16 protein-coding genes are annotated in these 20,357 nt (G+C 51.8%); 8 read left to right on the forward strand and 8 right to left on the reverse strand.

Annotation, left to right across the window (positions count from 1 at the left end; all coding sequences use genetic code 11):
- Positions 1-7: 7 nt before the first annotated feature.
- Positions 8-1,450, reverse strand: a complete 1,443-nt coding sequence (locus EL633_RS21205; RefSeq protein WP_126629113.1) for a HEAT repeat domain-containing protein — start codon at positions 1,448-1,450, stop codon at positions 8-10.
- A 359-nt stretch (positions 1,451-1,809) separates the two neighbouring features.
- Between EL633_RS21205 and EL633_RS21210 the strand changes: the two genes are divergently transcribed.
- From EL633_RS21210 to EL633_RS21220, 3 genes are all read left to right on the forward strand, one after another.
- The gene (locus tag EL633_RS21210) at positions 1,810-2,730 is read left to right on the forward strand and encodes a GNAT family N-acetyltransferase (protein ID WP_126629114.1); all 921 of its coding nucleotides are present in this window, start codon (positions 1,810-1,812) and stop codon (positions 2,728-2,730) included.
- A 214-nt stretch (positions 2,731-2,944) separates the two neighbouring features.
- On the forward strand, positions 2,945-4,423 hold the full coding sequence (locus EL633_RS21215) for a PAS domain-containing sensor histidine kinase (protein WP_126629115.1): 1,479 nt from the start codon (positions 2,945-2,947) through the stop codon (positions 4,421-4,423).
- Between the two features lie 44 nt (positions 4,424-4,467).
- Positions 4,468-4,845 carry a response regulator gene (locus EL633_RS21220; protein WP_126629116.1) on the forward strand — a complete coding sequence of 126 codons (378 nt, stop codon included), beginning with the start codon at positions 4,468-4,470 and terminating at the stop codon, positions 4,843-4,845.
- 25 nt (positions 4,846-4,870) lie between these two features.
- On the opposite strand, the gene EL633_RS21225 is transcribed toward EL633_RS21220, so the two are convergent.
- Entirely contained in the window at positions 4,871-5,854 is a 984-nt protein-coding gene (locus EL633_RS21225; RefSeq protein WP_126629117.1) for a D-alanyl-D-alanine carboxypeptidase family protein, read from the reverse strand.
- Positions 5,855-6,068: 214 nt separating this feature from the next.
- Here EL633_RS21225 and EL633_RS21230 point away from each other — a divergent pair, with 214 nt between their 5' ends.
- Positions 6,069-7,391, forward strand: coding sequence for an amidase (locus EL633_RS21230; RefSeq protein ID WP_246039182.1), 1,323 nt, complete (start codon positions 6,069-6,071; stop codon positions 7,389-7,391).
- Positions 7,392-7,463: 72 nt separating this feature from the next.
- On the opposite strand, the gene EL633_RS21235 is transcribed toward EL633_RS21230, so the two are convergent.
- Positions 7,464-7,766: a hypothetical protein gene (locus tag EL633_RS21235; protein ID WP_126629118.1), complete on the reverse strand. Its 303-nt coding sequence runs from the start codon at positions 7,764-7,766 to the stop codon at positions 7,464-7,466.
- A gap of 264 nt (positions 7,767-8,030) precedes the next feature.
- Here EL633_RS21235 and EL633_RS21240 point away from each other — a divergent pair, with 264 nt between their 5' ends.
- Positions 8,031-8,690 (forward strand): histidine phosphatase family protein, encoded by a 660-nt coding sequence (locus EL633_RS21240; protein WP_126629119.1) that lies wholly within the window; start codon positions 8,031-8,033, stop codon positions 8,688-8,690.
- 155 nt (positions 8,691-8,845) lie between these two features.
- Here EL633_RS21240 and EL633_RS21245 read toward each other — a convergent pair whose 3' ends face one another.
- Positions 8,846-10,456: a pentapeptide repeat-containing protein gene (locus tag EL633_RS21245; protein ID WP_126629120.1), complete on the reverse strand. Its 1,611-nt coding sequence runs from the start codon at positions 10,454-10,456 to the stop codon at positions 8,846-8,848.
- Positions 10,457-10,577: 121 nt separating this feature from the next.
- Positions 10,578-11,882 (reverse strand): alpha/beta hydrolase, encoded by a 1,305-nt coding sequence (locus EL633_RS21250; protein ID WP_126629121.1) that lies wholly within the window; start codon positions 11,880-11,882, stop codon positions 10,578-10,580.
- A 767-nt stretch (positions 11,883-12,649) separates the two neighbouring features.
- Here EL633_RS21250 and asnB point away from each other — a divergent pair.
- Complete coding sequence (asnB, locus tag EL633_RS21255; RefSeq protein ID WP_126629122.1) at positions 12,650-14,491, forward strand: asparagine synthase (glutamine-hydrolyzing); 1,842 nt, start codon at positions 12,650-12,652, stop codon at positions 14,489-14,491.
- Positions 14,492-14,546: 55 nt separating this feature from the next.
- Here the strand turns inward: asnB and msrA are convergent, their stop codons facing one another.
- The gene (gene msrA, locus EL633_RS21260) at positions 14,547-15,095 is read right to left on the reverse strand and encodes a peptide-methionine (S)-S-oxide reductase MsrA (RefSeq protein ID WP_126629123.1); all 549 of its coding nucleotides are present in this window, start codon (positions 15,093-15,095) and stop codon (positions 14,547-14,549) included.
- A 306-nt stretch (positions 15,096-15,401) separates the two neighbouring features.
- Between msrA and EL633_RS36640 the strand changes: the two genes are divergently transcribed.
- A complete protein-coding gene (locus EL633_RS36640) occupies positions 15,402-15,551 on the forward strand; it encodes a nitroreductase family protein (RefSeq protein ID WP_161982302.1) in 150 nt (49 codons plus the stop codon).
- Between the two features lie 512 nt (positions 15,552-16,063).
- The gene (locus EL633_RS21265) at positions 16,064-16,507 is read left to right on the forward strand and encodes a hypothetical protein (protein WP_126629124.1); all 444 of its coding nucleotides are present in this window, start codon (positions 16,064-16,066) and stop codon (positions 16,505-16,507) included.
- Between the two features lie 139 nt (positions 16,508-16,646).
- Here EL633_RS21265 and EL633_RS21270 read toward each other — a convergent pair whose 3' ends face one another.
- Together EL633_RS21270 and glgB are read right to left on the reverse strand one after the other, a co-directional pair.
- Complete coding sequence (locus EL633_RS21270; protein ID WP_126629125.1) at positions 16,647-17,456, reverse strand: NUDIX hydrolase; 810 nt, start codon at positions 17,454-17,456, stop codon at positions 16,647-16,649.
- An 814-nt stretch (positions 17,457-18,270) separates the two neighbouring features.
- Positions 18,271-20,316 carry a 1,4-alpha-glucan branching protein GlgB gene (glgB, locus tag EL633_RS21275; RefSeq protein ID WP_126629126.1) on the reverse strand — a complete coding sequence of 682 codons (2,046 nt, stop codon included), beginning with the start codon at positions 20,314-20,316 and terminating at the stop codon, positions 18,271-18,273.
- Positions 20,317-20,357 lie beyond the last annotated feature (41 nt).

The following is a 20,357-nucleotide window of genomic DNA, read 5'->3' on the forward strand; positions in this document are numbered from 1 at the left end:
AGCATTGCTAGCTGGCATTCTCCTCCGGTTGAGATGATGATATGAGCGCCGGCTCATCCTCTGTCTGGGCCGCGTTGCTGACCGGCAGGATAGGATTTCCGAACGGAATAGGGAGTCTATGCAATGAGTTGCGGATGATCTTGCTGATCCAGTTGGTATGACCTACCGGCTCAGGTCGCTTTTCAAGAGGAGCTTCCCAATCCTCGTCGAGATGCTTCTGCTCAAGTTCTTCTTTAAGCTCTTCGAGAGGAGCCTCCTGCTCGATGGCTTCGGTGATGGCAGGCATAGGGATATCTATATGCTCCAACTTTTGCAGCGGCTTGCCTTTCAGGAATTGGGCTACGTCCTCGCGGCTCCACATGGAGAAGTTCAGGCCGTGGGCTGGCTTGAAATAGCTTCCCACGGTCAGGAGCATATTGCCGGTCTCCCAGAGCTGTTTATTCTTGACTAGCGCCGTTAGTACCTCGCGTTGTAGATCTGAGAGGTCGTCAACATGGGTCTGATCACTGATCGTGCGGCCCTCCAGGACCAGGTAGAGCAAATTATCGACCAGCACCACGCCACTGTGCGCATCGCAGTGTGGCAGGGCCTTGATCAAGGTTGGCACCACTAAGGGCGCGATAGAGTGACCGATAGAGCGGAACGCCTGACTGACGGTAGCCTCTAGATTTACGTCCGTAAAGGGTAGGGAGCGAAATTTCTCCTTGATCTCCGGTGGGAGCTCAAAACTCTCAAGAAGGAGATGCACGATCTGGCGTGGCGTATCCTCCTCGGCCAGCGTGGCATAGGTCAGGCACGCTACCAGTGCCAGCAAAGGTTTTTTCTGCTTCTTCAGTAGATGTTGAAAGAAATCATAGGTCTCTTTAATGTGGGGCATGAGCTGGCCCAGCGCGAAGATACAGCTGGCGCGTACCACCTGCTTCTCATCCTGCTTCAAACATTCTTTCAGTGCAGGAATCACCTCGTCTGCATGCACCTGACAACAGGACAGCGTGTAGACAGCAGCGGCCCGCACCCTGGTTTCATCGCTTTTCAGCAGGCGCAGATAGGTCGGATAACCCGCGCTCACCGCCGATTGGGCCGCACGTACCCAGCGCAACTCTTCCTGCAACTTCTGCTGAAAATCAGCGGGATGGCGCTTATCGGTCATGCGATAATGCACATCTAGATACGACGAGCCATGCGCGATGCGAACCAGCAGCTGCAAGATCCAGACCTTATGCAAGACCTGCGGATTCTCCAATAATTCACATAAGAACGGCACCACATAAGCCGTCGAGCTATATACCGTTCCCTGGTCATAGATGCTACTCCCCAGATGGAGGTAGGCCTGTTTGCGCACCTCTTTATTTTCTGAGGTAAGATCTTTGATCCAGCCAGGAACCTCACTGGCATCCCCACGCGCCTGCTGGAGTAGTTGCCAGGGAATCGTATCCAACGTTTCTAACATCAATACCTGCACTTTCCTGCGAAGTCCCCGATAATCGCTTATCCTATCCTATATATAGGAACATATATATACTACGCATCATCGGGGAGCGGCAGATAAATAATAGGAATGCAGAACCAGACCCGACGTAAATAGAATAGTTTAACTTTTATTGTAGCTTATTTTAACGTAAATTACCATGCCTTAAGGATTAGTTGCAGATAAACATAATCCAATCACCACCAACGTTTTTTTGCTGCTTATGCCTGGCATTTTAGAGCCTTATTTTGGATGATGTTATTTGCTTTTCGGTGGATAAATATGATATAGTCTCTAATGTTTACTTAGCAATATACTGTTTGTAGATAAGGATAGTATAAATGATTACGCGTTTAGCTTCTTTACCGGATGATTTTGCGGCTATTGATGAACTATTGCGCTTGTGCGAGGCGGCTGATGCGCTTGATATGAATGTGCATCGGCAGGCTTTGCAGGCTGCTGATGGTCATAATAAAGCACTTTTTCAACTCTGGCTTGATGATGACAATCATGTACAGGGCTTTGCGCGGCTCAATTTTACGGTGGCGGAAGATGAGGTTGAAGGTCGTTACTGGTTTTATGTGCGGCCAATGGCGCGTGGACAGGAGTTTGAGATGGCGGCTTTACACTGGGCCGAACAGGAGACGCGGCAATACAGCGGGGCCCGTGTTAGCCGTCTGTTTTCATCGGCTCGCTCAGACCATGAGTTCCGTTTTAATTTCCTGGAGAGCAACGGTTTTGTGCGTGAACGCTACTTCTTTACTATGAAGCAGCCCCTGGATACCGCCCTGCCTGCACCGAAAATTCCTGCTGGCTATACGCTGCGTCGCGCCACCCTGGCCGAAAGCGAGGAGAATAACGCGCTCCAGAATCTGGCCTTTCGTGAGCATTGGAACTCTCAGCCGGAGAGCCTGGAAGAGTTTCGTGCGTACCGTGAGGAGCCAGGTTATCGAGCGGATTTGGATCTGGTGGCCCAGGCCGCTGATGGCAGCCTGGTTGGTTTTTGTGTCGCGACCCTGATGCCAACGAAAGAGGACGGTACCATTGGCCTGATCGAAACGCTGGGCACCCATCCCGAGCGGCGCGGCCTTGGGCTGGGACGTGCGTTACTGCTCCAAAATCTACATAATTTGCAGCAGATGGAAATTACCCAGGCCTATATTAGCGTCGATGCCGCCAATCCAACCGGTGCCCTGCACCTCTACGAATCGGCGGGCTTCAAGACCTTTGAGACCTGGTTGTCATACTTTAAGAAATTATAGCCATAGTACCTATGGCGTACCTGATTTTATCCGTTCAACCTGCTGATATCCTCTGGATAGTGGTAGTAATGGAGGCTACCTGGATGAAACTATTGCATCCGGGTAGCTTGTATTGACGTGTTTATGAGTAAATAGAATTTTCAAAATGCATGTTGTCTCAACCAGACAAATTATTATAGTATGATCAGGATGATAATTTCCGAGGATGTAGAAGATGTCGCTACCAGATCCACATGCTGCCTCTACCCACATTGAAGGGGACCAATCTGCCAGTTCAGACAGCTTTTTGCTTTTTCAATCAACCATCTTAGAGAACGTGCGGGATAGCGTGATTGTGACCGACCTCCAGCACCGGATTACCTATTGGAACCATGCCTCTACCCAGCTTTTTGGCTATACCCCTGAAGAGATATTAGGACATACACCTGACCATCTTTATCCTCAGGTGGATGAGGCACAGCGCATCCATGACTTTCAGGAGCTCTATGAGCAGCAGGAGGATGTTGATGAATGGCAAGGAAGGCGTAAAGATGGATCATTGGTCTGGATCGACGTCAAATCGACCATTCTGCGTGATGCGGACGATAACATCCTTGGCTTTCTCAGCATTTCCCGAGACATTACTGAGCGTAAAGAGGCCGAGGAACGTCTGCGCCGCAGCCAGGAGCGCTACCGTCTGGTGGCTGAAAATGTCAGCGACATCATTTCGCTGGTGGATTTGAATGGCAATTGGCGCTATGTCTCCCCATCCTTAAAAACGCTGCTTGGCTATGAGCCGGGGGAACTGATCGGTACCAGTACCTTCACCCTGGTCCATCCAGATGAGCTGGCGGTGATACAGAAAGGCTTTGCTGACGCACTGGCCGGTCAGAAGGTGCATACTATTGCCCGCTACAAACATAAAGATGGGCGCTGGATCATCTTAGAGACCAGTGGGATCGCCATCTTTGATGAGCGGGGGCAGGTCGATCGGATTGTTTGCACCTCTACTGATATCACCGAGCGGACAGAACTGGAGAAGCGCAAAGATGAGTTTATCAGTATGGCCAGCCACGAACTGAAAACGCCTGTTACCAGCATCAAGGCCTACACCCAGGTTCTGCGCAACCGTTTCCAAAAGCGCGGCGACGACGAAACGGTCCATTTCCTACAAAGAATGGACGCCCAGCTCACCAAGCTCTCGACACTGATCAACGATCTACTCGATATCACCAAGATGCAAGCGGGCAAAATTACGTATCGTGAAGAACAATTCCAGCTGGACGAACTGGTCAAAGAGATCGTTGAGAACGTACAGGAGATGACACCAACGCATCGCTTGCAGCTCACCTCCGAGGAAAATATCTCCATCTATGGTGACCGGGACCGTCTGGGACAGGTCGTGATTAATCTTCTTACCAACGCCATCAAATATTCGCCCGGGGCAGACAAAGTTTGCATTTCAGTTGTCCGGCAAGACAAGCAGGCCATCGTGAGCGTCCAAGATTTTGGCATTGGCATCGACAAAATACATCAAGAAAAGATCTTTGAGCGCTTCTACCAGGTCACTGATCCACTGGAAAAAACCTTTCCAGGCCTGGGCATTGGCCTCTATATCTCCAGCGAAATCATCAAACGCTATCATGGATCAATGTCCTTTGAAAGCGAAAAAGGCGTAGGCTCAACATTCAGTTTTCATTTACCGCTTCAATAGTATAGATGTAGAAAATTATATATAAAAGATGCTATGGTAAATATATGCTAGAAGATCAGAAAAAAGTAATTGTGGTTGATGACGAATCCGATATTTTAGAGGCAATCCAGGTAATGTTAGAGGACGCCGGCTATAGCGTCCTGACCAGAGAGCGAGGAGAAGACCTGGAACAACTTGTCGAGAGCACCCTTCCAGACCTGATCCTGCTCGACATGTTATTGTCCGGCGAAGATGGGCGGGAGATCACCATGTGCTTACGCAACCAGGAAGAGACAAAGGCTATCCCGATTATCATGATGTCCGCCCACCCGAGCGCGGCACAGGCCGCCAGAGACTGTGGTGCCAGCGACTTTATCGCCAAACCCTTTGACCTGGACGACCTGCTAGAGAAAATTGCCCAAAACCTGGTACCAACCTCATAGCCGGTAGTGCAGACAGCGACCGTCGTCAATGATTGAGAATGTTGGCCGCGTCCGTAAAGACCTGGGTTTGTGAATGGGCCTGCATCTCCGCGCCGATGAGCAAGTGGCCATTGCGGATAGCGGAGAAGACCATGCACCAGTCGGTCGATTCTGCATTTGAACCTGTTTTGATGCCGTTGGCTTGGGGCACGGTTTGTAGAAAAGACGCGAGTATATTATCCCAGGGATACGCATGGCGATAGAAATTTGCTGGCAGGTGATGATCGGTGGCTGCGACAATCGTCGCGAAGCGTGGGTAACCCATGGCAACGGACGCCAGTTTGACTAAATCGGCGGCACTAGAGTAATTTTCAGGATCTTCAGCACCATGTGGATTGGCGTAGTGCGTATCCGTCAATCCAAGCTGGGCCGCCCTGGTATTCATGAGTGCCACAAAGCTTGATGTGTTTCCGGATACGGTATGAGCCAGCACCACGGCTGCATCGCTGCCCGAAGGGAGCAAGAGGCCATAGAGCAGGTTTTCCACACTCAGTTTATCTTTTTCCTGGAGGAATGCTTTACTCATGCCGTGAGGAACTTCATCCAGTTCATCCGCTGTGACCTGGACCACGAGATCCGGTGGCAGATTTTCAACTGCCAGTAGAGCAGTCATAACCTTGGTTGTGCTCCACATGGACACACGCTTATGGCTATTGGTATCCAGGCGAACCGTGCCGGTCGTGACATCCAACAAATAGGCTGAAGAGCCATTGACCAGCGGAGTCGGCGTAGGGGTTGGTATAGGCGTTGGCGTCGTAGGGATAGGTGTAGGTTCGGGTGTCGGCGTGGGTTCTGGTGTTGGTGTGGGCTCTGGCGTTGGAGTTGGCGTAGGATCATTTGGAGTAAAGGCCGAGAGCGCGTTACTTGTGCCCTGCCCCATAGAGACCGCAGGCAAAAAAAATATACATGCACCCACGAAGATAGCTATCATTAGAATAAGCAAGAAGATCTTAAAAATACGCTGCATCATGCATTCACCTTTAATTCGAAAAAATATCCAGATATATGTATATTCGTTTGAAACTGAAAAGTGTTACACCTTCAGCCAGATTGGTATAACGCTTTCTACTAGATTAGACGACCAAACAATGCAAAAATAGACGATCAAACAATGCAAAAGTGTGCATTGAGCACATCCTTTGACGTAGAGGATTTGTTGTGCATCTTGCATGAGGAAAGAAAAAATGGGAATGATTATGGAGCCGTTGCTGCTGGCTAAGCTTGTCGCGGAACTGCGCTCTGGTCAGCGTGATCTCTGTGCCTTTGTGGAGGAGGTGTGCGAGCGGATCGAGGTGGTAGAGCCGTCTGTTCAGGCGTTTTTGCCTGAGCCGGAGCGGGCCGGACGCCTCCTGTATGAAGCCGCTCGTTTGCAGCAGCGTTTTCCTGATCCCGCTCAGCGGCCGCCTTTGTATGGGGTGTTAGTGGGGGTTAAAGATATCTTTCGGGTGGATGGTTTTTTGACGCGGGCGGGATCACAGCTACCCCCGGAGCTCTTTGCGGGCAACGAGGCCAGTTGTGTTAGCCGCTTACGTAAGGCGGGCGCGCTAATACTCGGCAAGACCGTGACTACTGAGTTCGCCTCTGACGAGTCGGGTCCTACGCGCAATCCTCACAACCTTGAGCATACGCCAGGAGGATCAAGCAGTGGTTCAGCCGCCGCCGTGGCCGCTGGCCTGTGTCCATTGGCGCTGGGCACGCAGACAGCGGGCTCCGTGATTCGGCCGGCGGCCTTTTGTGGCATTGTTGGCTTTAAGCCGACCTATGGTCGTATCGCAGCTGATGGCGTGATCCCCTACTCTGTCTCCATCGATACTATTGGCCTGTTGACCCAGGACGTGGCCGGTAGCGCGCTTGCCGCCGCGGTCCTATGTTCTGGTTGGAAGACACCTGTTTCCGCAACGCAACGGCCGAGATTGGGCGTGCCTGGTGGTCCCTATTTGAGGCAAGCGTCTGAAGAAGCCCTGCTCGATTTTGAGCGGCAGGTACGGATACTTGAGCGTGCTGGTTATTCTGTCAAGCGTGTGGGCGCGTTCAGTGATATCCAGGCGATCAATTCTAGTCATCGTCAGTTGACCAGCGCGGAGATGGCGCAGGTCCATGCAAACTGGTTCCCTGTCCATCAAGCACGCTATCGACCACGTACAGCCGCGAAAATTCGGGCTGGACAACAGGTGAGCGCGGAGCAGATAACTCTGGCCCGAGCCGGACGTAGTTGTCTGCGTCTGGAAATGGAGACACTCATGCAACAAAAAGGCATCGACCTCTGGATCAGTCCTGCGGCGGCCGGACCAGCCCCCGCCGGACTGGTGCAGACCGGAGATACGGCTATGAACCGGCCCTGGTCGTATGCTGGCATGCCCGCACTCACCATCTCGGCCGGGAAAGCAGCCAATGGTCTGCCGCTTGGTTTACAGCTTGTTGCCCCCGCTATGGCCGATGAGCAGCTACTCGCCTGGGCTGAGCCAATGGCTGTTCTACTAAAAATAGCAACGGATCATCAAGCGTAAACATACAGAAAAGAAGGACCACCATTTGTTGGTGGTCCTTCTTTTCTGTATGGTAGAGCGAGGGAAGCGAAGCTATTGGGCGGCTTCCCAGGCTTGTTTCAGGCTGGGATCAATATAGACCAGTGAATACATTTCCTCTTCATCCTGCTCATTATCTATCTGCTGGAAGCCCAGCGCAGGCGATTCACGCTCATCGTTGAAACGATAAAGCAGATCGATCGGGCCTGATGGCTGATTGGAGGCATCGGTAAAGATCTGATCAGTCTTGATCTGTTGCTCTATAAGTGGTGTTGACTCAGCGATATTTTGCTGGTTCGACACGAATGTACGAATCGTTGACCGCGAAAAGCGATCCTGTGGTACTGAAGTAGACATATAAACTCCTTCACTTCTACTAGTGTTATTTCTATTACGCATCAATGTCGTCCCACGGATACCTGCTTCAATTTTTGTACTCGGGAAAAGTGTCCTCAGTAGCATAAACCTGAACAAATAGTTTTGCGTGTTACGATAAGGACACTGGGGAAAGACGAAAAAGTAGAGTGTGCACGCAAAACTATGGAATAGATAGAGTTGGATATAGTATTATAGGTCTATTACAAAGACAAAGATACCAGTAGCAAGGAAGGACATGAGACGATGCAAGTATATCTGGTGCGGCACGGCGAAATGGGGAAGCGGTCCGGGGATGATTATCTGACGCTGTACGGCGAGGAGCAGGCCCGGGCGACTGGTCGCTATCTGGCCGATTTGCCGGTGACCGCCCTGCTGAGTAGTCCCCTGGTGCGAGCACTGGGGACCGCGCACCTGATTGCGCAGGAGATGGGGAACCGACATATTGAGGTCTGGCCCGAACTGCGCGAAGGAGTTTTTCGCGAGATGACCAGTTATGGCAAGCAGGCGTTGCTGGCGGATTATCCATTGGCCCTGCTTCCTGAAGATATGGGTGAGCAGAGCTGCTATTATCCGGCCGATACGCAGGAAAGTTTACGCCAGCGTGCGCGCCAGGTTGTTCGCAGGTTGGAAGAGGGTTTTGGTGAGAGCGACACAGTGGTCGTGGTCTGTCACGGCGGCATTATTTCCTATATATTTCACGCGCTCTTACAGATGCCAGCGCAAAGCTTTAGCTTCTTCAAAGTTGAATTTGCCTCGATCAGCCAGGTCAGCTTAATCCCACCCCAGCGGCGCAAAGGTTTTCCACCGCTCTATCCTGAGCGCGCCGTCGACGTAGTGAGCGTAAACGATACCATGCATCTGGCCGAACTTGAGCGCGACGCCTATCCCACACAGGAGCGATAAGGCATCAGCGTCCATGCCACCCCCTTCGATCAGCAGGTTCGTCTGGTCGGAGGGCAGGCTGTTGCTGCTCGGCCGATACCTGGATGTCCTGAGGGTCGTTATTCATAATTTCTTTTCTTTCCTTATCAGCGTTAACGGTTTGTTTCATTAATGTATTATAGTAGTTGGCCCAATTCTAAACCTATCCCATTTTCGAATTGTAGTAATGTTGGTACTAATATATGTATAAGCCTCGCCATTGTTTCTTCATCAGCAGTTGGATGTAAAATAGCAACTGTTTTGGCTGCAATGCCGAAAACATCTCCAAGTTCAAATTTATCTCCTCGATCTAACTTTTCCTGATCGACGTCGAACTGCTGTTCTTTTGCCTTATCATCTCCAGCGAAGGTATTAGCGCGTCGTTTGACACGAATGACCCCATCAAGAGCTGCGGTAATACCTGCCACCACGTTCCTGGTACTGTCTTCGATGCTCAATGTCGCTTCGAATGGTGAAGCATAAATACGGGCCAGGATATTATCATTCACGTGGTCATATGGGATAGGACCTTTATCAACCTTTATGGCAATGAAATGCAACTGACTTTCTGAAGCAAAGAGGGGATTGTGCGTCTGGTCATAATCGGCAAGATCTTCAAATCTCTTCTGCGCTATAAGCCAACATTTCGTAGAAAGTTCGGTAATAGCAACGATAATCCTCGTAAGATTTAAAGGGGTCAAGGGCTCTTCTACAATACGGATATGCAGCCTGGATGACGACCGAACATTGAATATCGTCGTATCGTCAATGACAACGCTGGCGAGAATAGCCCCATGGAGGTTAGCTCCGCTTAGGGTAACTTCCTCAAGGTTCGCTTCCCGAAGATCGGCTCCACGGAGGTTGGCTCCACTGAGATTCGCTTCCCGAAGATCGGCTTCCCGAAGATCGGCTCCACTAAGATTCGCTTCTCGAAGGTCTGCTTCTCGAAGGTCTGCTTCTCGAAGGTCCGCTTCTCGAAGATCAATTCCACTGAGATTCGCTTCTCGAAGGTCCGCTTCTCGGAGGTTCGCTTCCCGAAGATCGGCTCCACTGAGATTCGCTTCTCGAAGATCGGCTCCCCTTAGGTTGATTTTGCTGAGACTAGGAGGAAAAAAGAATGCTCCGCGTAGGTTGGCTCCAAGAAAATCGACTCCACTTAGGCCCTCACATCCATAAATATTAGCATGGCTGAGATCTGCTTCTGTTAAGTTCGCTCCACTGAAGTCGACATGAAAGAGATAAGCTCCACTGAGATTCGCTCCACTGAAGTCGGCATTACTGAGGTTAGCATTGCTAAAATCGGTACGGTAAAACTTGGCAGCGATAAGATTGGCATTGCTGAGGTTGGATTCGCGGAGAAAGGCCTCACTGAGATTCGAGTAATTGAAAACAGCTCCACTAAGATCGGCTCCAACTAAATATGTTTCGATAAGAGTGGCCCCAAAAAAGTTGGCATTGCTGAGGTTGGCATTGCGAAAGTTGGCTTTACTCAGGTTGGCTAGCCCGAGATTGGCCCCGCTGAGATCAGCCTCACTGAAATCGGCTCCGATAAGGTTCGCTTTGCATAAATTAGCTCCGCTAAGGTTGGCCTGGGATAAAGGCAGACTGTTAAGATTTGCTTTTTGTAGATTTTTGTTAGCCAAAGCTAACTTATCAGTATCTCCCAACTGGCGAAGTAATATTTCTACATCTTCTCTTGATAAGGCTTCACCCTCTTCACCAAATGTTTCATGAGTGTTACTGTCCATTTTTCACCTCGCTGTACTAGGCTGTTGCAAGTAGTACCTGCCCCTTCTCAATGCACTCACTTCTCGATGAAAATGGGACAGGCGCTACTACTACGTTGAGTTTCTTCTGCAAGGGTTGAACCTACGATGGCTTTTTGGGTTGGGTGATCCAGTTGGCGATGTCATCGATGACTGCGGCACTGACATGGCCGGGGATCTGGTAGGAGGCAGGCGTGGCTTTGTGGTCCGCTTGCTCGGTTGGCATAAAGAGGTGGTGGAGGCCGGGATAGCGCTTGAAGGTGACGTTGGTGCGGTCCTTGAGCGCGTTTTGCCAGAGCTGGAAGTCGTCCTGGGTGACCTGATAGTCGTTGTCGGCCTGCAGGATCAGTAGAGGTTGGGCCTGATGGCGGGCTATCTCGACTGGCTGGTAGCCACGCAGGTCGAGCCAGTAAGAGGGCGGTGTATTAAATGGGAGGGAACTCTTTGGCGTCTCTAATGAGAGCTGTGGATCTTTGACCTGGGCTACCTGTTGCTTCAGGACATCGAGTTGCTGTTGGCCTGCTGGCGCGTTATCCTGCAACGAGTTAATGTAGCTCACCTGCTCCAGGATCATATCTTCAAGGGGACGGGCCGAGGCGGCCAGCAGGATTGCTCCCTGGACGTTTGCGGCGGCCGGTGCGCTGAGGATGCGTGGCATTAGATAGCCACCCAGACTATGACCCAGCAGATAGAGTTGCTGCTGGTCGATCTCAGGACGCTTTTGGAGTACTTCCAGAGCCAGTAAGGCATCCTCAATTGTCTCTTCCTGGACCGTTATCTTCGCGTTGAGTGCCACCAGCTTGTCGCCATACACGTGGGTACGCTTCTCATAGCGCAGGACCGCGATCCCCTTTGAGGCCAGGCCCCAGGCCAGATCGCGGAACGGCTTATTGGGTGGGATCGTCTCATCCCGATCGGCTGGACCCGAGCCATGGACCAGTACAACGGCTGGGAATGGTCCTGTCCCGACCGGTAAGCTTAGCGTGCCTGGCAGCGCCCACTCGCCAGTGCCCACTTGGATCTCTTGCTCCTGAAAAGCTTCTGGACGGGCATAGGGTGGCGCGTCATATGTTGTGTTTGCCTGCCGCTCTACAGATCCCACAGGCGTAACCGTCAGGCTGATAATCTGCTCGGCCGTGTTAAAGGCCAGATTAATATCAAGCTGAGTACGTGCGAATGCGCAGGTGACAACCTCAACCACCGCCTGGGGCGTTTGGATCGTCTGGATCGCCAGTTGCTGCTGAAAGTCGCCCGCCTGTAGCGCTATCGTCTGCCAGGTTGTCCGCATTTGACCGGCTGAAAGAAACGGCTTTAAATTGTCTGCCAGCAGAGCCTCAACCTGCTCAAATTGTTCCTGAGCCAGCTGCTCCACCACGCGGCGAGCGAGTTCACTGGATGATGTGCTCATAAAAATCTTTCCTTTATGCACAATACTCTATGGATAATAATAAAATGCAAGTATATATATGTAGTATACCAGAGCAGCCAGCCGATTCGGTCGCTCCTCAGCGTCGCGCAGGTCTTGCGCCTGCCCCAGTTCACGTAAGAAATGTCCCTCAAACACGTGGTTGTGTGGAGGAGAGCACAGCGAAGCGTGTTCAACCTCGGATTTGTGCCTGCTCATACGTCTAGCAGGTTGCAGGGACAAGTCCCAATACATCTCACGTAGCAACTGCCATCCCCAACATGATCGTCCACAGGCACTTTGACATGAAGCGAGGAGACGGCAACCCGCAAGGGGATTGCCCTACAGTACTCATTTCCAGGTCACTTTATCATACATAAAAAGAATAAACATCATGGTATATTTGAGAGAACAAAACAAGAAAAAAGGGAGATGTAGGGCAATCCCCTTGCGGGTTGCCGTCTCCTCGCCACACGGTTCGGTCGCTTCAATATGATCTGTCCAGGCAACAAATCCCTACGTGAGATGTATTAGGGACAAGTCCTGCCGTCATTTGGGGAGGCGTGCCGGTCGCCAATATCTCGACCATGATGTACTCAAGTTGAGAGTATGGGCTGAAAGAGAAGAATAAGATTCTTTATATGTTTTTGCGTGTGTATACAACAATACCTATAAAATATGGTGAGGGGTTGGTGGTAAAATATGGAGGAGAATTCATATGGCATGGTTTATGAATGTGAGCTTTTTCAATGGTGAAAGGTTGAGCAAGTATGTGCGGAATTACAGGTTGGGTTGACTGGGAACGAGATATGATGCAGCAGAGTGCTGTCTTAGAGCGGATGTCGGCGACGTTGCAGTATCGTGGGCCGGATGCAAAGGGGATCTGGCTGTCGCCACGGGCAGGCTTTGCGCATCGGCGCTTGATCGTGATTGATCCGGTGAGTGGGGCGCAACCAATGGTGTTTGATAATGGCGCCCAGACGTATACGTTGACATATAATGGAGAGATCTATAATTTCCGTGAGTTGCGTAGCGAGCTTGAGACACGGGGCCATTCGTTTCGGACTCAGTCGGATACTGAGGTGATCCTGCATGCGTATGTAGAGTGGGGGGAGGCGTGTGCGGAACATTTGAATGGCATCTTTGCCTTCGGTCTGTGGGATGAAAGCCGGCAGAAGTTGCTACTGGTGCGCGATCATCTGGGTGTGAAGCCGCTGTTCTATGCGCAGCGTGGCAGCGCCATCATCTTTGGCTCGGAACTTAAGGCACTCTTCCAGCATCCACTGGTCAAGCCTGAGGTTGACGCGGATGGTATCGCTGATATCTTTGTGGCCTCTATTATTCATACACCGGGCTTTGGCTATTATCATGATGTCCATGAAGTGCGGCCCGGCCACCTGATCACGTTTGAGCGCGAGCAGACCCGCGACATTCAATACTGGTCCCTGCGTAGCGCGCCACATAGCGATGATGAGGAGACCACCAGCCAGCATATCCTGGCGTTGTTGCAGGATACTGTGAAGCGCCAGTTGATCGCTGATGTACCGATAGTCAGTATGCTCTCAGGTGGCCTTGATTCCAGCGCCCTGACCGCGCTGGCGGCCCAGGAGTTCCGCAATAATGGTCAGCAACTGGAGACGTATTCAATCGATTTTAAGGAGAGCGCCGAGTATTTTACTGGTAACGATATGCGGCCCAGCCTGGATGCGCCATGGGTGAAACGAGTTGCCGAGTATACGCGCACGCGCCACCATACGATTACCGTTGATACGCCCGAGCTACTGGACAATCTGCTGGTACCACTGTACGCCCATGACGTGCCCGGGATGGGTCAGATCGAGACCTCACTCTATCTGATCTTCAAAGCCATGAAAGAAAATGCCACCGTCGCCTTGTCCGGTGAATCGGCCGACGAAGTCTTTGGGGGATATCCCTGGTACCATTATGACGAGGTCATGCAGGCCAACATCTTTCCCTGGCTCGTCATGATGTTGCGCAGCGATATGATGTCCCGTTTCCCATCCATGCTCGCACCGGACGTCCTGCAGAAGGCACGGCCGCAGGAGTATATTATGCGTCGCTATCAGGAGGCGCAAAGTGAAGTGCCGTTGCTGGATGGTGAGAGCGCGCAGGAGTCGAAGCGCCGTGAGATCTTGTATATGGGCCTGACACGTTGGCTACCACTGCTACTGGACCGTAAGGACCGCATGAGTATGGCCAGCGGCTTCGAGGTGCGTGTACCCTTCTGCGATCATCGGCTCGTTCAATATGTCTGGAATATTCCCTGGGACATGAAGAACGTCGACTCAATCGAAAAAGGTATCCTGCGGCGAGCCTTGCGCGGTATCCTGCCCGAGGACGCCCGGATGCGCCGCAAGAGCGCCTATCCTTCATCGCAGCATCCTGGCTACGTCAAAGGCGTCTGTGAGCGAGCCCTCCAGATTCTCAATGATCCCAATGCCGCCATACGCCCATTGATCGATGTACCCGCCTGGCAAGCTATCGCCACCCGGCAAGGCCCCGAACTATCACAGGATTTTGCTATCAGTCCACTTGAGCGCATCATCCAACTAGAGGCCTGGATCACCAGCTATCAGGTACGCTTCATTTGAAGGTGCTCAATAAAATCGGCCCACTTCTCGCATGAGAAGTGGGCCGATCATCGTTTTAGCGGACCTCGGCTTTCAGGTCATTGCGGTACTCTTTCAGGAGTTTGCGCACCTTGGGGTCGATGATCAGACGGCAGTAGCCCTGATTGCGGTTGCGATCATAGTAATCGTCATGATACGCCTCGGCAGGATAAAAGTTCGTGAAAGGTGAGATCTCAGTCACCACCGGATCACGGTAGAGCTTTGACTCATCCAACGCAACCTTTGCCGCTTCAGCGATACGTTTCTGCTCATCATTGTGATAATAGACGGCGGAACGATACTGGGTACCAACGTCATTGCCCTGTTGATTCAAGGTCGTTGGATCATGCAAGTTCCAGAAGATGTCCAGCACCTTATCGTACGAGATTACCGCCGGATCAAACGTAATCTGGACCGCCTCGGCCGCGCCAGTTCGACCAGTACAGACCGCCTCGTAAGAAGGATTGGCCACCTTCGAGTCAGCATAGCCCGATTTCACGGACTCCACACCACGCAAGCGCTTAAAGATCGCCTCCGTACACCAAAAACATCCATTCGCCAGGGTCGCGGTTTCAAGCTGTGCCATAGATACTCCTCTATTTTTTCATCGTTTGTAGTGACTATTGTTTTGCATAGAGATCGGAAAGTTCGTTTCATCACTTGTATGACTTTCTCTTTCCACCTATATAAACACCACGAACAAGATGAATGTTCCTTACCGGCACAGGTAATTTCAAAAACCTGAAAACTCACAATGTCCACCCTAAGATATGCCCAGTTGAAAATGTTGTGCACAAGCTGTGCGGGTTGGAAGCCAGGTAGCCATAACGGGGGGGAGTGAATATGTCACTGTACTTGCTTGTTATTATTGATAGCCGGGAGCCAAACTCTCATGCATATACCTGATATTCCTGAGGGCTATGTGCCTGTGACCGTTATGGCCCTGGACTATCCTGGTTCCCCTGACACGCTGCATCCGGTATTGCGTGAGCGCGAACTGGCGCCACGTGTCCGCAAAGCACTCGGTGAATTTGTTTTTTAGGGCAGCTGGCAGCAGCCCACGCCTGATGCCAATGCATAATCTTCTTGCTTGAGTCCTGCACAGTACTTTCCTGATACGTAACATATGTGATCTGGAGAGCACTGGACGGGGCAGGCGCGTGCCAGAGTGCTACTGGTAACGAAAAAAATGTTCGCCGTGAGCTCGGTCATCCAAATTGGTTGGTGATTCGTGTATGACATTGTCATACACATTATTTGATGTCCCCTCCTACCACCTGCGTAGCGGGCGAACAATCCATCGGTAATCAGTGTTATCCTCGATGTATCTGTAATCATGAAGGTGGAAGTGGACGAGAAAAAAGATCAGTATTCTGCGAAAAGTCTGGTAGTTGTTGATAAGTAGTAAGAGGACATAGCTTCTTTTTCTGTAGGTTATACGTTTCGCAACTGGACAGAAATGAATATTCCATGTACTATAGGTTTTACCCGGTACATGGAAATTTGTCATTGTCAAAAATCGTAGGTCGTTACAACCTGTAAAGGACAATGCTAATGGGAGAACACATTGCGAAAATAGAAGGTCTCAACGCCGAACTTCTAGAGCTGATTCACAGATCCGTCGATATGGGGCTCGCCTCGATCGAAGGAGATGAGGATCTCATTCCAGTCCTGAACATTAAATCAGCGATGATTGTTTTGCAGACCGAGACCCTGGATGAGGCGCGGGGAGCTGTGCAGACGGTATTGGATACGAGTGCGGCGGATCACGGCGTGCTGATGTATAACATATATACAACCATCGAAGGTGGCATGCGCACCCGGGCTCTGCTGGTCGAGACATACGAGCGCAATAAAGATATGCGCATGCGCTTCGCTCAGTATTACCGACCTTCAAAACGGGCCAGTTTCCTGGCTCCTTCTCGACCGCTCGAACGCATTGGTGAATTGACATGCCTTCCTGTCTGCGCGGATCAGGAAGATAATTTTTGTGCATAGCGATCGTGACAAGTTGCCGGGTAGTGGGAGCCCGCTAGCTTCGTTGCACGCTAGCCATATAAAGGGATCAATCAACAAAGGTCCAGCATCCACTCAACAAGTAGCAGGGGAAACATAGATATTTTCCCCCGCTGCTTTTTTATATCCTGGTGGTAATGTCGCGTACAAGCTGCTCGATGGTATAGTGGATATCGTCGGGCGCTGGCAGGGACAGCACTTGATCCAGTTCTACCCATTGACCCTCAAACTCAGCGTCCTGTGCCCGTTCGCCTTCAACCTGACACAGATAAATGAAGTCATGGTGATAGTGGGTCGTAATATCCTCCAGCAGCACCTGATAAGGTACCGGAAATAGGGCCGCCTCACCTAGTTGTGTGCCCACACCATGTGGTTGCTGGATAAAACGCAGCGTATAGCCGGTCTCCTCACGCACCTCACGTAGCGCCGCCTCGTGTGGATACTCGCCCTCCTCAATATGACCTCCAGGTGGGAACCAGCGTCCATCCGCCTTGAGGATCAGCAGGACCTTCTTATAATCGTCGCTCAGCACATAGGCCGTTGCCGTATAATCAAAGCTATGACGTAATCGCTCAGAACTTTGAGCATTCAGCACCCGGCGCCGGCTCTGCTCCGCCAGAATAATACCCTTCACCTGCTCAACGAGTCCCGCCGCCGTCACCACATAATCCACATAACTACCGCCGGCATCCTCCAGAGACAGGAGCCGCACATTATCGGGATAATTCTTGCGCCAGCGCGCGCCCGTACGGGAATCACAGATCCCCAGCGTATCCTGTCCCGCTAGAATGGCCCGCTCAACCTCCGTAGCATCCAGCCGGGCCGGCGCAAGCTCCGGTAGCGCCTCAAATAGCGTCGGTAGTAGCGCCTCCATAGCGGCGCTGGCCGGAGCCAACAAAAATAAGAGGCCGAGCCTCTTGCCTTCAAACATAGATTTTCTTTCTTTTTCGTAGCATCCCAGATTGATAGATCAAACAACTACGACCATCATATCAAATCCGGGCAATCTCCTGCGGTATGCCATGCATTTTTTGCCAGCGCACCCATGAGGCCCATCCCCAGTAATCCCTCCCCTGACCACGACCCCGTCCCCGTAGTTACGGCCCTCAGCGGCAATACCTTTCGGTTAAGCACTTTTGTGTTCACGAAAACGGTGTAAAAAGCAGCGAACCACATACAGCGAGCGAATGACGCGAGAAGCGAGCCGATCGTACGTGGAGTGAGCGCCACACGCAAGGCCGGCATGCGGCATGATCAACGGCGCTACGTGTATAAAAGACCTCGCATGCCTGTGGCGCCTACACGAATCTTGTTTCTTGATCCGGTTCGCAATGGAACGTTGAGGATCGCGATCACGTATCCGCATCATGGTTCTTGATCTGATTCGTACAGGGACGGGTCTGGATGGATAGATATGGAATGCCAAACGTTTCCCATCGCTTCGGCACCATCCACCGTGAGTGGTGTAGGCGCCACAGTACTGCGTCTCGTTCTTACACGTTCGCTTACGTAAACCCAGCAGTGCGGCCTTGCGTGTGGCGCTCACTCCACGTACGATCGGTCGCTTCTCGCGTCGTTCGCTCGATGTACACAACGCCACGCCATGGAATCAGGGGCATTCCTCATCCCCCTTAACCGAAAAGTATTAACCCTCAGCGGTCGCAGCTACGGGATCGTTTCTTGGGTTGCCTATGCCCGCCAACCCTGCCACCGCTTATGGTGGCAGGGTTGGTGGGTGTGGGTGATCAGGCCTGTTCAACGGTTTCGGGTGCGGGAGCCTGCTTGCCGCTACTGCCGGGTCGGCGTTTAAGGATGGTGGTGCTGAGTGGCGCCAGGGTCAGCACGATGGAGTGGTTGCAGGATTGCCAGGGAATGGGATCGCTGGTAATGTCTGCGCCATTGAGTAGTCCACTACCGCCGTAGCGTTCGTGGTCGCTATTGAGGAGTTCATGGTAGATGCCGGTCTCCGGGACACCGAGGCGGTAGCCGTGGCGCGGGACGGGTGTGAAGTTGGTGATAAAGATCAGGGTGTCGTCATGGTTTGGACTCAGGCGCTGGAACGAGATGACGCTATTATCGCTGTCATGTGGGTCAATCCAGGAGAAGCCGGCCGGGTCGGTGTCGAGGGCGCTGAGGGCGGGCTCATCGTGGTAGATACGGTTGAGTTCACTAATAAAGTCGAGCAACTGACTGTGATGTGGATCACTGGGAGGTGCCAGCAGATGCCAGTCCAGGCTCTGCGCGAAGTTCCACTCGCTCCATTGCCCGAACTCGCCACCCATGAAGAGCAGTTTCTTGCCGGGATGTCCCCACATATAGCCGTAGAAGGCGCGCAGATTGGCAAACTTCTGCCAGAGATCGCCTGGCATCTTGCGGATCATCGAGCCCTTGATGTGGACGACCTCGTCATGTGAGAGTGGGAGCACATAGTTCTCAGAATACGCATACATCATCGAGAAGGTAATATTGTGATGGTTGTAGCGACGATGGATCGGATCGAACTTCATATATTCCAGCATATCGTGCATCCAGCCCATATTCCATTTATGGGTGAAGCCGAGTCCGCCAACATAGGTAGGACGCGTCACCAGCGGCCAGGCGCTCGACTCTTCGGCGATAGTCACGGTGCCGGGTACCTCGGCATAGACGGCCTCGTTAAGCTGCTGCAAGAACGTCACGGCCTCCAGGTGTTCACGTCCACCGTGGATATTGGGGATCCACTGGCCGGGATCGCGCAGGTAATCCAGGTATAGCATTGAGGCCACGGCATCGACGCGCAGGCCATCGATATGATACTCGCGCAGCCAGAACAGCGCGCTGGCAATCAGGAAGTTACGTACCTCGCTCCGCCCATAATCAAAGACATAGCTGCCCCATTCCTTATGCTCGCCCTTGCGGGAATCAGGATGCTCATAGAGATGGGTGCCATCGAAATAACTCAGGGCATGGCCATCCTTCGGGAAATGCGAAGGCACCCAATCCAGCAGCACACCGATACCGGCCTGATGGAGATAATCCACAAAATATTGGAAATCCTCGGGCGTGCCAAAGCGGGACGTGGGCGCATAATAGCCGGTGACCTGATAGCCCCAGGATCCATCAAAGGGAAACTCGGTGATTGGCAGCAGCTCCACATGCGTAAAACCTAGCTTCTTCACATAGTCGGTCAGAGCCGGAGCCAGTTCCCGATAGGTCATAAAGCGATCTTCTTCAACCGCGCCCGGCTGATGGCGCTCAGGCACATGGCGCCACGAGCCAAGATGCACCTCATAGACCGACATCGGTGCATTCAGCTCCTGAAGCTTTGGCCGCCGCTCCAGCCAGTCCGCATCCTGCCACTCATGCTGATGGATATCCGTGATAATACTGGCCGTATGCGGGCGTAGCTCGCAGGAAAAAGCAAAGGGATCAATTTTGTCGGCGGCATAATTATTAGTACGTGAATAGAGCGCAAACTTATACAGCGAACCCGTCTTCAGACCCGGAATAAAGCACTCCCAGACCCCCAGATCCTGATGGCGTAAATGCATCAGATTGGCACTGCGATTCCAATCATTAAAGTCCCCAATGACCGAGATTGATCTGGCATGAGGTGCCCAGAGCGCGAAATTCACGCCCTCAACGCCATCAACGACACGCAGATGTGCCCCCATCTTCTCATAGAGGCGAAAGTGTTTCCCCTGTCCAAATAGATACAGGTCGAACTCACTAAAGACGGAAGGAATTTCCTGTTTATGTGATCTATGATTTGTATCACTTCCTGGTTGTTGTGGAAGAAGTGGTGCTGACATAAAAGATTTCCTTTTTTTCCGATGTATTTCTACTGTATTGC

The organism is Dictyobacter alpinus (assembly GCF_003967575.1).
GTDB lineage: Bacteria > Chloroflexota > Ktedonobacteria > Ktedonobacterales > Ktedonobacteraceae > Dictyobacter > Dictyobacter alpinus.